The sequence below is a fragment of the Mycobacterium sp. 360MFTsu5.1 genome (assembly GCF_000383495.1).
GTDB lineage: Bacteria > Actinomycetota > Actinomycetes > Mycobacteriales > Mycobacteriaceae > Mycobacterium > Mycobacterium mucogenicum_B.
On record NZ_KB911466.1, the window covers coordinates 367,606 to 380,425 of the forward strand.

The following is a 12,820-nucleotide window of genomic DNA, read 5'->3' on the forward strand; positions in this document are numbered from 1 at the left end:
CGCATGAGCCAACCAGTTGTGAGCCTGCTCGACGTTTCGACCTATCTTCCGGGCGAGCCGATCAGCGCCGACTACTACGCGCAGTTCGCCGATTCCGACGACCTGCGGGACAACCTGATGTTCCGGGCGCCGAAGTTCCGCCACCACGTGGCACCCGACGAGACGGCCATCGACATGGTCGAACGCGCGGCGGCGGGCCTCGTCGACCGGCACGGCTCCGACGCCCTCGCCGACGTCGACATCCTGATCACCCACACCCAGTTGCCCGACATGCCGTTCTACGGCGGCGGTGGCGGTATGGCCAATCGGCTTGGCATGAAGCCGAACTGGGTGATCGACCTGCACAACGGCGGGTGCGCGGCCTTCATCCTGGGCCTCAAGCTGGCCAAGCAGTTGATCGCCTCCGGGGAGGGGCGTACCGCGTTGGTGGCGGTGGCGCAGAACGCGGCGGGCCAGGTCTTCGACCAGGTCACCATCCGGCCCAAGGCGCAGGCGTCGGTACCCGGTGATGGTGCCGCGGTGGGACTCGTTGCAGCCTCTGATATTTCGCCGATTCTCGACGTCGAATGCCGCACCTACGGCGAATACGCCGGTGACATGACGATGTCGGTCGACCCGCCGCGCAAATGGTGGCAGGCCGGGCCCGGCGAGGGCTGCATCGGCTTCACCGAGAGCAAGATCACCAAGGTGCTGGCCCGGGGCAATCGTCAGGTGCCCGAGGTGGCGTACGCGGTGTGCGACCGGATCGGGCTGGCGCCCAAGGACATCGGCCTGCTGGTCACCAATCAGCCGAACCGCGTGTTCCTGCGGAACTGGCGCGAGGCCCTGGAACTGCCCGAGTCGAAGCACCGCGACACGTTCGACGAGTGCGGCAACCTGTTCGCCGCCGGCGTGCCCGTCAACCTGGACCGGGCGATCACCGACGGACAGGTCGGCAAGGACGACGTGGTGATGATGGCGGCCTTCGCGCACGCCGGTGACTTCGCCGGTGCGGCCGCCGTGCGCTGGGGCGGACAGCGATGACGCCCACGTGCGCGTTGGCCGATGCGGTCGGTTCCCTGCCCGCCGCGGACGACCCGCTGGCGTTGGCGCTCAACGAGAATCCGTTCCCGCCACTGCCGGCGGTGCGGGCCGCGCTCACCGCGTCGATCGGTGTGGTGAACCGGTATCCGGAGTTCCTGCCGCAGCGGCTGCGGTCGCTGATCGCCGGGCACGTCGGCGTCGACGACGACCAGGTGCTCGTCGGTGCGGGCGCCACGGGCGTCATCCTGCAGGTGCTGCAGGCCGTCACGCACCCCGGCGATGTGCTGGTGACGGCGTCGCCGACTTTCGACGGCTACCCGATCTTCGCGCAGATGGCGCGACTGCGGTCGGTGACCGTGCCGCTCGACCGGCACGGTCACCACGACCTCGACGCCATGGCGGCGGCCGCGGCGCGAGCACGCGTGGTGGTGATCTGCCGTCCGCACAACCCGACCGGGACGGTCGAGTCGGCCGCCGACCTGTACCGGTTCCTGGACCGGGTGCCGTCGGGCACCGTCGTCCTGCTGGACGAGGCGTACGTCGAGTTCCTGGCCCCCGAGCTGTGCCTGGACATCCCGTCGCTCGTGGTGCGGTATCCCAATCTGGTTGTGGTGCGCACCTTTTCGAAGGCCTACGGACTGGCCGGCCTGCGCATCGGCTACGGCGTGTGTGCGCCGTCGCTCGCCCGCGACCTGTGGGGTATGCAGCTGCCGTTCGGGATCGGGATCACCGGCCTGGTGGCCGTCGCCGCGTCCTACGACGCGGAAGATCAACTGCGGCAACGTATCCGGATGATCGCCTCGGAAGGGGCGTTTCTACGGGCGCGGCTGCGCTCGATGGGTGTGTACTGCACCGACAGTCACGCCAACTTCGTCTATCTGCCGAGCGGGGCGCGGGCCTGGGAGTTCGGCGACGACGGCCCGCGGGTGCGCAGCTACGCCGACGGCGGTGTCCGCATCACCGTCGGGGACCGCAGGTCGTCGCGCGCGGTGCTGGCGGCCATCCGTAAGGCGGTGGACGGGACGGGCGTCGGGGCCTGACTGCATCGGCCGAGGGGTCCGGTGCGGTATGAATGAGCGGTGAGCAGCGACCCCATCGCCCGGGCCCGGGCCAACTGGGAGCGGGCCGGCTGGGGCGACGTCGCCGACGGCATGGTCGCGGTGACGTCGGTGATGCGGGCCCACCAGATTCTGCTGGCGCGCGTGGAGACTGCGCTGCGGCCCTATGACCTGAGCTTTTCCCGCTACGAACTGCTGCGGCTGCTGGCGTTCAGCGGTAGTGGCGCGCTGCCGATCACCAAGGCGTCCGACCGGCTGCAGGTGCACGTCACGAGCGTCACCCATGCCATCCGGCGGCTCGAGGCCGACGGTCTCGTCGAGCGGGTGCCGCACCCCACCGACGGGCGGACCACCCTGGTGCGGCTGACCGAGGTGGGCCGCTCGACGGTCGAGGACGCCACGGTGACCCTCAACAAGGAGGTGTTCGCCGACGTCGGGATGTCCGACGAGCAGTCCGCGGCGCTGGTCGATGCGATCGAGACCCTGCGCCGCACCGCCGGCGACTTCTGACCGGCTCAGCGCCGCAGCGGATTCCGCGATTCGATCAGGGGCCGCAGCGATTCGGCGAACATCGGTTTGGCGAAGTAGTAGCCCTGGCCGATATCGCACCCGTACGCCGAGAGCTGCTCGGCGGTCGCGGCGTCTTCGACTCCTTCGGCGACGCTCGCGATGTTCAGGGCGTGGGTCAGGTTGATCACCGATCGAACGATGGCGGCGGCGCGGGGATTGTGCGTCATCGGCAGCACGAACTCGCGGTCGAGTTTGAGTTCATCGACCGGCAGGTCGCGCAGGTAACTCATGGTCGAGTAGCCGGACCCGAAGTCGTCGATCGACACCCGCAGACCCGACTTCCGGAGCCGATCGATCACCACCTCCGTCCGGCTCATGTTCGACAGCAGCATCTGCTCGGTGATCTCCACGGTGAGGGCGCTTGGCGGCAGTGAGTGCTGGGCGAGGATGGCCCCGATGCGATCGGCCAGATCGACGTCGGTCAGCGACGGCGCGAAGAGGTTGATGGCGACCGGCACATTGCGATATCCCGTCCCGAACCAGGTCGAGGCGTCCAGGACCGCTTGCTTGAGCACCGTGTCGGTAACCGAGCCGATCAGGCCGTTACGCCGGATCAACGGCAGAAACTCGGACGGGGTCAGCAGGCCGAGCTCGGGATGGGGCCAGCGGAGCAACGCCTCCACGCCGACGATTTCGCCGGTGGCCAGCAGCACTTTGGGCTGATACACGAGTTTCAACTCGGAGTCGCCGATGGCGCGACGCAGTTGCCCGAGCAGTTGCACACCGGCTTGGGCGGGCGGCTGGATCCGACCGCTGTCGCTCCACCGCTGCGGCAGGTCCAGCCGCGAGACCTGGCGCATGTCCGCGGAGAAGGTCTGTACGCCGCCGATGCCGGTCCGCTTGGCGGCGTACAGCGCGATGTCGGCCTGCTGCATCAGATCGTCAGCGGTGACGTCTGGTTCGTCGGCGGGGGTGATCGCCAACCCGACACTCGGGTGGATGAAGACCTTCTCGCTGTTGAGCGAGAACGGTGCGTCGAACGCCTCGATGATCCGCTCGGCAATGGTGGTGGCCGTATTCGGTGCCGACCGGATGAGAACGGCGAATTCGTCGCCGCCGAGCCGGGCCACGGTGTGCTCGGCCGGCACCGTGTTCTTGAGCCGACTCGCGACGTCGATCAACAGCTCGTCGCCGCTCGGGTGCCCGAGGTTGTCGTTCACCATCTTGAAGTCGTCGAGGTCGAGTGCGAGCACGGCGATGGGAACCCGGTCGTCGCCACGTGACCGGATGGCCGCATCGAGGTGGTCGTTGAACATCAGCCGGTTGCCCAGCCCCGTCAATGGATCGCGCCTGGTCTGGTCGGCAAGGTCGAACAACAGCCGCCGATTCTGGATCAGCACGATCAGCTGCCGGACCAGTGCCGTCATCACGAGCACCGACGCGGCGACCAGTACCGGCTTGTCGTTGGTCACCGGCCAGAGGTCGATGAGCCCGACGACCACTGCGGCCACCATCGGCGAATAGGGGAGCCAGAGCAATGGATCGGCCAGGGCCTGCCGTTTCCGCCCCGTTGGCGACGGCGGTTTGCGCGCATCGATCAGCCCGCCGGCGCTGAACAGCACCAAGCCCGCGGCCCAGCCGACGACAGCCACCGGACTGGTCGAATTCGATTGGGCCAGAACGTATATCCAGATGCTGTCGGCCACTGCGACGACGATCAGCCCCGTGCACACCAGGACGATGGCCTGGCGTTTGCCCGGTACCGTCGAACTGACCGTCAACACCGCCACCGTGATCATGACGACGTCCGAGATCGGGAACGCGACCGACACCGCGGTCGCCAGCCAGCTGGAATGCGTGGATGCGAACAGGTCCTCCAGGATCAGCACCCAGCACACGAGGAACAGCGCGGAGGCGACGATGACGCCGTCCAGCACGGGGCGCAGTGCCGACATGCGGTCGGGCCGCACCTTCCCGGCGGACGCGACCACCACAGAGCAGGGCAGCAGCAGGAACGCGGCATCGGCCACCGACGGAAACGCGGGCGGCGAACCGAGCACGGCGTGGTGATAGAGCAGGATCAGGTTGCCGGCGACCCAGCCCGCCATGCCGATCGCGAGTGCCAGCCAGGCGCGCTGTCGCCGGCCTCGGTTGGCCCGGTAGGCGGCCACCGCGGCGAGGCAGGCAAGGCTGCTGAAGACCGTCAGTCCGATGTCGTTGGTGAAACGTGCCGCCAACGTGCCATGGTCACCGAAGATCACCAGATAGGCGAATGCAGCGAAGATGACTGCAGCAGCACCGATGACCGCATTTGTGTTGCCTGTGCGCACCTACACCCCCATGTCAACCACGATGGTTCGGTATTTTTCGGGCGTTGTCAAAATTTGCCGAATCAGCTGCGAGACACATGACGGATGAGTTCTAGCAACCGTCAGGCCATTGTCATCAAGTCGTCGATGGCAGCGGGATGGTGGCGGTGACGATGGTGCCGGAGCCGGGCCGGGACCGGATGTTCAGCCGGCCGCCGACGATCTCGGCGCGCTCGGCCATCGACAACAACCCGTAGCCACCCGTCTCGTCGGCGCCCAGCGGGCGCTCGAAGGTGTCGAAACCGATGCCGTTGTCGATGATCTCGAGCCGGGCGTGCTCCGCGTCGGCCGTGAACTTCAGCAGCGCATTGCTGGCGTGGGCGTGCTTCACGACGTTCTGCAGGCACTCCTGCGCGATGCGGTACAGCGCCAGCTCGATGTGGTCGGGCAAGCGGACATCGGTCAGCTCCACGTCGACGTCGAGCTGACCGATGGAGCGCGCGAGGCTGGCCAGCCCGCCGGCCAGCCCCAGATCGTCGAGGACCGGCGGGCGCAGGTTCCCGATGGCGGCGCGGGCCTCGCCGAGCGTCAGGTCCACCAACTCCCGGGCCAGCGTCAGCTGCTCGGCCGCGACGGCGGTGTCGGTCCCGACCGCCCGGCTCGCCGCGTCGAGCCGGTACGACAGCGTCACCAGCCGCTGCGAGATGCCATCGTGGATATCGCCGGCCAGCCGGCGGCGCTCGATCTCCTGGGCCTCGATGACCTGCTCGACGAAGTTCTCGTGGGCACGTTCGCGGGCGACGAGCTGGCGGTGCAGCCGGGCCTGGTGCATGGCCCCGGCGATGAGCCGGCCGATGACCAGCAGCAGCTCCACGTCGCGGGCGGTGAATTCCCGGCGCTCGACGGTGTGCACGTTGAGCACGCCGACCAGCCCGCCCGGGTCGGTCTCCATCGGCACCGACACCATGGACGCGAAGTCACTGCCGCGCAGCGATTCGAACGGCCGGTAGCGCGGGTCGGATTCCTTGTCGTGGCTGATCACGACGGGCTCGCGGTTGCTGGCCACCCACCCGGAGACGCCCTCGCCCAGCGGCAGCCGGATTTTGCCGACCTCCTGGTCGAACGGCGGGGTGGCGCCCGTCAACGTCAGCGAGCGTTCGGTGTCGTCGAGCACGTGGACGAAGCAGACGTCGGTGCCGGTGGCCGCGGTGATCATCCGGGCGGCCGCCGCGGCCAGCGGCTCGACGCCGGGTCCGCTCGAGGCGGCCTGGATCAGCTCGCGCAGCAGGGCCAGCTCGCGGTCGGCGGTCAGCACCTCGTTGCGCGGCGTCATCGGTAGATGCCCTCCCGCAGCGCGGTGGCCACGGCGCCGGCCCGGTCACTGACGTCGAGCTTGCGGTAGATGGACCGCAGGTGACTCTTGACGGTCTCCTCGCCGATCACCAGCCGGGTCGCGATACCGCGGTTGGACAGGCCGTCGACGACGAACGACAGGATTTCGCTTTCGCGCTGCGTGAGGCCCTGCCGGGCGCCGGGCCAGAACTCGTCGCGCTGCATGCGGGCGGCGGTATCGGCGGCCCGGGCGGCCATACTCGGGTCGATGGCCGTCGCCCCGCCGTGCACCAACTCGAGCTGACGGACCAGGTCGTCGCTGCTGATGCTCTTGAGCAGATAGCCCGCCGCTCCGACCCGCAGCGCCTGGTACAGGTACTGCTCGTCGTCGTACACCGACAGCATGACCACCTTGCGGTCCGGGGCACGTTCGCGCAGTTCACGGCACAGGTCCAGGCCGCTGGCGCCCTGCATCCGCACGTCGCACAGAACGATGTCGGGCTGCAGCTCGTCGACCACCGCGGCCGCGCGTTCGGCCCCGACGGCCTGGCCGACCACCCGCACCCGGTCGCTGAACGCGGCCAGCATGGCCTTGAGCCCCTCGATGACCATTTCGTGGTCGTCGACCAGGATCAGCCGTACCGGCGCAGCGGCGCCGGCTTCGGGCTCGGCGGTCATGCGCGATCCGCCTTCGGCTTCTCGCTGGTGCTCATGGCATCACCTTAGAGCGGCGATTCCGCGCTGGTCGGGAGGACCGGCTGTGGACCATCGGGAATGTTCATCCCGAATCTCGCCCGTCCAATCCCCCGTTGGGGGGAGGCCCCACACATGTGACGTGGGACACCCTTGTACTCATGTCGGTGAGTTGTGTGGAGCGCACGTTCTGGTGGGATGTGGCGCGCCCGGCCCATGCCGTGATCGACCCGCTACGTGCGGTGATCTTCGACCTGGACGGTGCGCTGGCCGATGTCGAGCGCGACGCACACCGCGTGGCGTTCAACGCCGCCTTCGCTGAACACGGACTGGATATCTCCTGGTCGGTGGCCGAATACGGCCGGCTGGTCCGCATCGCCGACGAACAGCGCCGCGTCGCCTCGGCATTGCGCCGGCGCGGATACGGGCGGGTCAGCAACGAGATCGCGGCCCACGTGTACCGCACCAAGACCGACCTGTTCGAGATGTCGGTCCTCGACGGTGACGTGAGCCCGCGCGACGGCCTCGACGACCTGGCGGCCGGATTGTTCGGCGCCGGGGTGGCGGTGGCTGTGGTCAGCACGGGCAGCCGGTCGTGGGTGGAGCCGCTGGTCCGTCAGCTCCTCGGTGACGGCATTGCCGAGACCATCGTGACGCCCGACGATCTGCCGCGGCCGACGCGGGAACCGGATCTGCACGGCCACGCCCTGTGGGAGTTGGGGCTGGCACCGGAGAGCGCGCTGGCGGTGGCGGGTGGAGTCCGTGGTTTCCGCGCGGCCCGCGCCGCCAAGCTGGCGACGCTGGTGGTCACCACCGGTTACTCGGCCGGCCACGAATTCCCCGGGGCGGTCCAGGTGCGCGCAGAGTACGACGGCCTGCTGGCCGCCGGGTGCGAGCGCCTGCACAAGAACTGGTGGTCAGCCCAGGGCTGACCACCAGTTCTTCACATCTTTTCAATTGTGGAGGCGGGGCGCCGAGCCCCGCCTCTTTCAACGGCTCAGAACCACGGAAGGCTGACCTTCGGCAGGCCGATCTTCGGGAAGATCCGCGGGTGCGGCGGGAAGCCGATCTGCGGGTGCGGGATGTCCGACATGTCCGGCAGGCCGACCTTCGGGGCCTTCGGCAGACCGATCTCCGGGTGAGGCAGGTCTTCGGGCTTGGGCAGCTTGGGGGTGCCCAGCTTGGTGAAGTCCGGCATCTCCGGCAGGCCGGCGGACGGGAGCTTCGGCAGCCCGATGCCGGGCAGCTTCGGTGCGGCCAGCGCGCCGAGCGAGCCGATGGCCGGTGCGCCGATGGCCGGCAGGCCGCCGAGGCTGGGAGCAGCCACGGCCGGTGCCGCGAGTGCCGGAGCCGCGATCGCCGGGGCGGCGGCCGCCGAGGAGACCTTGGCGATGTCGCCGACGGCGGACAGGGTGCCGAACGTGGCGGCGGTCGCAGCCGGAGCTGCGGCCGCGGCGACCGGGGTCCCCAGCGTCGCGCCCGCGGGCACGGCGGCTGCGGCACCGTTCAAGAGCAGCGCCCCGAGGCCGGTGACCAGACCACCGAGACCGGCGTCGAGCACCAGGCTGGGCAGGCTCAGGCCGGGCAGGCCGAGGGACAGCGGCACGGCGACGGTGGCCTCCGGCGGCTGCATGCTCGACAGGTTGATCGGCGGGAAGCCACCCAGGCTCCAGTCGTCACCCCACTCGAGGCCGTTGTCGTTGTTGCGCGCCGTCTTGCCGGTGTGGCCGGCGGTCGAACTCGAGGTCGAGTTGGAGACGGTCTTGCTGCCGGCCGTACCGAGGTCACTCGACGGCGTCGTGGCAGATTCGTTGTTCTTGCTGGCCTGCTGCGTTTGCGTCGGCTGCGCCGGGTCGGTGCCCGGGTTGCTCGGGCTCGACGGGCCGGGCGATGCGAAGGCGACGCCCGCCCCGAAAAACGCCACAGCAATCGCGGTAGCCGAGGCGGTGGCCCCCTTGGCGGAATATTTGAAAGTCATGCGGCGCGAATCCTCCCTGTGCGACCCACGCATCCTATGCCCTAATGCGCGCGATGTCACAGTTAACTAACGAATACCACTGTGACGTGCGGTGATGGTGATGCGACCTCATTGACGCAAGAGATTGATTACCGCGCTGAAGTCGAGATCGGCATGCTCGGCGGCAAACTTTGCGTAGATGTCCGCGGCGTGGCTACCGAGGGGTGCCGACGACCCCGTCGAGCGCACCGCAGCCATCGCCAGACCGAGGTCCTTGTTCATCAGGGCGGTGGCGAAACCGGGCTGGAATCCGTTGTTGGCCGGGGAGCTGGGGACCGGTCCGGGGACGGGACAGTTCACCTGCACGGCCCAGCAGTTGCCGGTGGCGCCGGTGATCACGTCGAACAGCGACTGCTTGTCGAGGCCGAGGTGCTCGGCGAGCACGAACGCCTCACCGATCGCGATCTGCTGGACGGCGAGCACCATGTTGTTGCACACCTTGGCGGCCTGGCCGGCGCCCGAGTCGCCGCAGTGGATGATCTTGCCGGCCATCGGCTCGAGCACCGCGCGTCCGCGTTCGAAGGCCTCGGGCTCGCCGCCGACCATGAACGCCAGCGTGCCGGCCGTCGCGCCCTTCACGCCGCCCGACACCGGGGCATCCAGCTGCGCGAAGCCGTGCTCGCCGGCCAGGCGGTGCACCTCGCGGGCGTCGTCGACCGAGATGGTGGACGAATCGATGAACAGCGCGCCGGGGGCCGCGGCGGGCAGGACGTCGGCGTAGCAGCTCTTCACCAGGTCGCCGTTGGGCAGCATGGTGATGACGACGTCGGCGCCGGCCACCGCCTCGGGGCCGCTGTCGAAGGTCGTCGCGCCGTGGTCGCGCGCTGCCTGCGCCGCGGCCGGGACGGGGTCGAAGCCGTGCACGGTGTGCCCGGCCGCGATGAGGTTCGCCGCCATCGGGCCGCCCATGTGGCCCAGGCCCAGGAATGCAATCGTCGCCATCAGTCTGTCCTCCCTAGTTCTCCGCGATTTGTGCACGATTTCTCGCGCTCACCGCGGATTTTCGTGCACAAATCGCTCAATTACGTGCGGCAGCCGAAGCTGCCCGGCCGATGACCACGCGCATGATCTCGTTCGTCCCCTCCAGGATGCGGTGCACCCGGAGGTCCCGGACGATCTTTTCCAGTCCGTACTCGCGCAGGTAGCCGTAGCCGCCGTGCAACTGCAGCGCCTGATCGGCCACCGTGTAGCAGGCCTCGGTCACATGGAGCTTGGCCATGGCGCACAGTTCGACCTTGCGCGGATTGTTGGTGTCGAGCGCGGTTGCCGCCCGCCACAACATGTTTCGCGAGGTCTCGAGCGAGGTGGCCATCTCGGCGAGGGTGAACCGGATGGTCGGCTCGTCGATCAGTGCCCCGCCGAACGCCTCGCGCGAGGCCAGGTAGCCCAGCGCCTTGTCGTAGGCGGCCTGCGCGCCGCCCAGGGAGCAGGCGGCGATGTTGATGCGGCCACCGTTGAGGCCGTTCATCGCGATGGAGAAGCCGGTGCCCTCGCCGTCCGAGCCGCCGAGCATGGCCTCGGCGGGCACCCGCACGCCTTCCAGGATCACCTGGGCGGTGGGCTGGGCATGCCAGCCCATCTTCTCCTCGTTGGCGCCGAAACTCAGTCCCGGCGTGTCCTTTTCGACGATGAAGGCCGAGATGCCACGTGGTCCGTCGGCCCCGGTGCGGGCCATCACGACGTAGACGTCCGAGACGCCCGCGCCCGAGATGAACTGCTTGACGCCGTCGAGCACGTAGTGGTCGCCATCACGAACGGCCTTGGTGCGCAAGGCCGCGGCGTCGCTGCCGGCACCCGGCTCGGTGAGGCAGTAACTGGCGATGGCCTCCATCGAAGCCAGCTTCGGCAGCCAGGTCTTGCGCTGCTCCGGCGTGCCGTAGCTGTCCACCATCCACGCGCACATGTTGTGAATCGACAGGAACGCCGCGATCGTCGGATCGGCGGTGGCCAGCTGCTCGAAGATGCGCACGCCGTCCAGCCGGCGGAGCCCACTGCCGCCCACGTCGTCGTTGCAGTAGATGGCCGCCATGCCCAGCTCGGCCGCTTCCCGCAGGACGTCGGTGGGGAAGTGATCATCGGCATCCCACGCCAAAGCATTTGGGGCCAGCCGTTTTTCGGCGAACGCGGCCGCCGTCTCGGCGATCACGCGTTCGTCGTCGTCCAGTCCGAAAAGGTCGATGCTCAACGCCGGCCCTTACTTGAAGGTCGGGATCGAGAACTCGGCCCCGTCCTTGATGCCCGACGGCCAGCGCTCGGTGACGGTCTTGACCTTGGTGTAGAACTGGATCGATGCCGTGCCGTACTGGTTGAGGTCGCCGAAGCCGGACCGCTTCCAGCCGCCAAAGCTGTGGTAGGACACCGGAACTGGGATCGGCACGTTGACGCCGACCATGCCGACCTGCACGCGCGAGACGAAATCGCGGGCGGTGTCGCCGTCGCGGGTGAACACCGCGACGCCGTTGCCGTACTCGTGCTCCGACGGCAGGCGCAGTGCCTCCTCGTAGTCGTGGGCGCGGACGATCACCAGGACCGGGCCGAAGATCTCGTCGGTGTAGATCGACATGTCGGGGGTGACGTGGTCGAACAGGGTGGGGCCGAGGAAGAAGCCACCGGACAGGTCGGCATCGTCGAACGTGAGGTCGTCGCTGGCGCGTTCGCGGCCGTCGACCACGAGCTCGGCACCGGCGTCGACGCCCTGGGCGATGTAGCCCCGCACCCGTTCGAGGGCCGCACCGGTGACCAGTGGGCCGTAGTCGGCCTTCGGGTCCAGGCTGTGCCCGACGCGCAGCTGGTTGACGCGCTCGACGAGCTTGTTGCGCAAGCGATTTGCGGTCTCTTCACCGACCGGGACGGCAACGCTGATCGCCATGCACCGCTCACCGGCGCTGCCGTAGCCGGCGCCGATCAGTGCGTCGACGGCCTGGTCCAGGTCGGCGTCGGGCATCACGACCATGTGGTTCTTGGCGCCGCCGAAGCACTGCGCCCGCTTGCCGTTGGCGGCGGCGTTCGAGTAGATGTACTGCGCGATGTCGGTGCTGCCGACGAAGCCGACGGCCTTGATATCCGGGTGCTGCAGGATGGCGTCGACGGCCTCCTTGTCACCGTTGACCACCTGCAGGACACCGGCCGGCAGGCCCGCCTCGATGAACAGCTCGGCGAGGCGCAGCGGCACCGAGGGGTCGCGCTCGGACGGCTTGATGATGATGGCGTTGCCGCAGGCCAGCGCGGGCCCGGCCTTCCACAGCGGGATCATGGCGGGGAAGTTGAACGGCGTGATGCCGGCGACGACGCCGAGCGGCTGGCGCATCGAGTAGACGTCGATGCCGGCGCCGGCGCCTTCGGTGAACTCACCCTTCATCAGGTGCGGGATGCCGACGGCGAACTCGATGACCTCGACGCCGCGCTGAATGTCGCCGAGGGAGTCCTCGAAGGTCTTGCCGTGTTCCAGCGAGAGCAGGCGGGCCAACTCGTCCTTGTTCTGGTTCACCAGGTCGATGAACTTCATCAGCACGCGCGAGCGGCGCTGCGGGTTCCACGACGCCCATTCCCGTTGCGCGACAACGGCACCCGCCACGGCGGCGTCGACGTCGGCGGCTGACGCCAGGAGCACCTGGGCCTGGGTCTGGCCGGTGCTGGGGTTGAGCACGTCGGCGGTGCGGGTCGATTCGCCGGTGGTGCGCCGGCCGTTGATGAAGTGCGGAATCTGGGTGGTCATGACATCCGTCCAAGGTGTGCAGAGTTCGGGTTCTCGGCTCGAGGCGAGATACTTGCATATCCTAGTAATTCGGAACCGGTGTTGGCAAGGGGTTTGCTGACGGGGTTCCGCGTGCGGTTGCCGCCGCGGTTGCTCAGCGGGATTTCGGAAATGCCGGACTTCT

Annotated in this window: 11 protein-coding genes; 4 read left to right on the top strand and 7 right to left on the bottom strand. The window is 68.5% G+C overall.

The window, feature by feature from the left end:
- Positions 1-3 precede the first annotated feature (3 nt).
- Genes H289_RS0114090 through H289_RS0114100 form a run of 3 tightly spaced genes read left to right on the top strand, consistent with a single transcriptional unit; the run spans position 4 to position 2,591 of the window.
- Positions 4-1,023, top strand: a complete 1,020-nt coding sequence (locus tag H289_RS0114090; RefSeq protein ID WP_036420500.1) for a 3-oxoacyl-ACP synthase III family protein — start codon at positions 4-6, stop codon at positions 1,021-1,023.
- On the top strand, positions 1,020-2,063 hold the full coding sequence (locus H289_RS0114095) for a pyridoxal phosphate-dependent aminotransferase (RefSeq protein WP_020101444.1): 1,044 nt from the start codon (positions 1,020-1,022) through the stop codon (positions 2,061-2,063). Before H289_RS0114090 ends, H289_RS0114095 begins: the two co-directional genes overlap by 4 nt.
- A gap of 39 nt (positions 2,064-2,102) precedes the next feature.
- The gene (locus H289_RS0114100; protein WP_020101445.1) at positions 2,103-2,591 is read left to right on the top strand and encodes a MarR family winged helix-turn-helix transcriptional regulator; all 489 of its coding nucleotides are present in this window, start codon (positions 2,103-2,105) and stop codon (positions 2,589-2,591) included.
- Between the two features lie 5 nt (positions 2,592-2,596).
- On the opposite strand, the gene H289_RS0114105 is transcribed toward H289_RS0114100, so the two are convergent.
- The 3 genes from H289_RS0114105 to H289_RS0114115 form a co-directional block, all read right to left on the bottom strand.
- Positions 2,597-4,921 carry a putative bifunctional diguanylate cyclase/phosphodiesterase gene (locus H289_RS0114105; RefSeq protein ID WP_020101446.1) on the bottom strand — a complete coding sequence of 775 codons (2,325 nt, stop codon included), beginning with the start codon at positions 4,919-4,921 and terminating at the stop codon, positions 2,597-2,599.
- A gap of 115 nt (positions 4,922-5,036) precedes the next feature.
- A complete protein-coding gene (locus H289_RS0114110) occupies positions 5,037-6,233 on the bottom strand; it encodes a GAF domain-containing sensor histidine kinase (protein ID WP_020101447.1) in 1,197 nt (398 codons plus the stop codon).
- Complete coding sequence (locus H289_RS0114115) at positions 6,230-6,910, bottom strand: response regulator (RefSeq protein WP_020101448.1); 681 nt, start codon at positions 6,908-6,910, stop codon at positions 6,230-6,232. Before H289_RS0114115 ends, H289_RS0114110 begins: the two co-directional genes overlap by 4 nt.
- 176 nt (positions 6,911-7,086) lie before the next feature.
- Between H289_RS0114115 and H289_RS0114120 the strand changes: the two genes are divergently transcribed.
- Entirely contained in the window at positions 7,087-7,857 is a 771-nt protein-coding gene (locus H289_RS0114120; protein ID WP_029105222.1) for an HAD family hydrolase, read from the top strand.
- A gap of 65 nt (positions 7,858-7,922) precedes the next feature.
- Here H289_RS0114120 and H289_RS0114125 read toward each other — a convergent pair whose 3' ends face one another.
- From H289_RS0114125 to H289_RS0114140, 4 genes are all read right to left on the bottom strand, one after another.
- Positions 7,923-8,903 carry a hypothetical protein gene (locus H289_RS0114125; RefSeq protein ID WP_036420501.1) on the bottom strand — a complete coding sequence of 327 codons (981 nt, stop codon included), beginning with the start codon at positions 8,901-8,903 and terminating at the stop codon, positions 7,923-7,925.
- 108 nt (positions 8,904-9,011) lie between these two features.
- Positions 9,012-9,884: a 3-hydroxyisobutyrate dehydrogenase gene (gene mmsB, locus H289_RS0114130; RefSeq protein WP_020101450.1), complete on the bottom strand. Its 873-nt coding sequence runs from the start codon at positions 9,882-9,884 to the stop codon at positions 9,012-9,014.
- A 76-nt stretch (positions 9,885-9,960) separates the two neighbouring features.
- Positions 9,961-11,121, bottom strand: coding sequence for an acyl-CoA dehydrogenase family protein (locus tag H289_RS0114135; RefSeq protein ID WP_029105224.1), 1,161 nt, complete (start codon positions 11,119-11,121; stop codon positions 9,961-9,963).
- A gap of 15 nt (positions 11,122-11,136) precedes the next feature.
- On the bottom strand, positions 11,137-12,657 hold the full coding sequence (locus tag H289_RS0114140; RefSeq protein WP_020101452.1) for a CoA-acylating methylmalonate-semialdehyde dehydrogenase: 1,521 nt from the start codon (positions 12,655-12,657) through the stop codon (positions 11,137-11,139).
- Between the last annotated feature and the right edge of the window lie 163 nt (positions 12,658-12,820).

Excerpts from the sequence above, each read along its gene's own strand:
- H289_RS0114090 (WP_036420500.1), top strand. The coding sequence starts at position 4 with ATGAGCCAACCAGTTGTGAGCCTGCTCGACGTTTCGACCTATCTTCCG.
- H289_RS0114095 (WP_020101444.1), top strand. The coding sequence starts at position 1,020 with ATGACGCCCACGTGCGCGTTGGCCGATGCGGTCGGTTCCCTGCCCGCC.
- H289_RS0114140 (WP_020101452.1), bottom strand. The coding sequence starts at position 12,657 with ATGACCACCCAGATTCCGCACTTCATCAACGGCCGGCGCACCACCGGC.
- H289_RS0114110 (WP_020101447.1), bottom strand. The coding sequence starts at position 6,233 with ATGACGCCGCGCAACGAGGTGCTGACCGCCGACCGCGAGCTGGCCCTG.
- H289_RS0114125 (WP_036420501.1), bottom strand. The coding sequence starts at position 8,903 with ATGACTTTCAAATATTCCGCCAAGGGGGCCACCGCCTCGGCTACCGCG.
- H289_RS0114120 (WP_029105222.1), top strand. The coding sequence starts at position 7,087 with ATGTCGGTGAGTTGTGTGGAGCGCACGTTCTGGTGGGATGTGGCGCGC.
- H289_RS0114115 (WP_020101448.1), bottom strand. The coding sequence starts at position 6,910 with ATGACCGCCGAGCCCGAAGCCGGCGCCGCTGCGCCGGTACGGCTGATC.
- mmsB (WP_020101450.1), bottom strand. The coding sequence starts at position 9,884 with ATGGCGACGATTGCATTCCTGGGCCTGGGCCACATGGGCGGCCCGATG.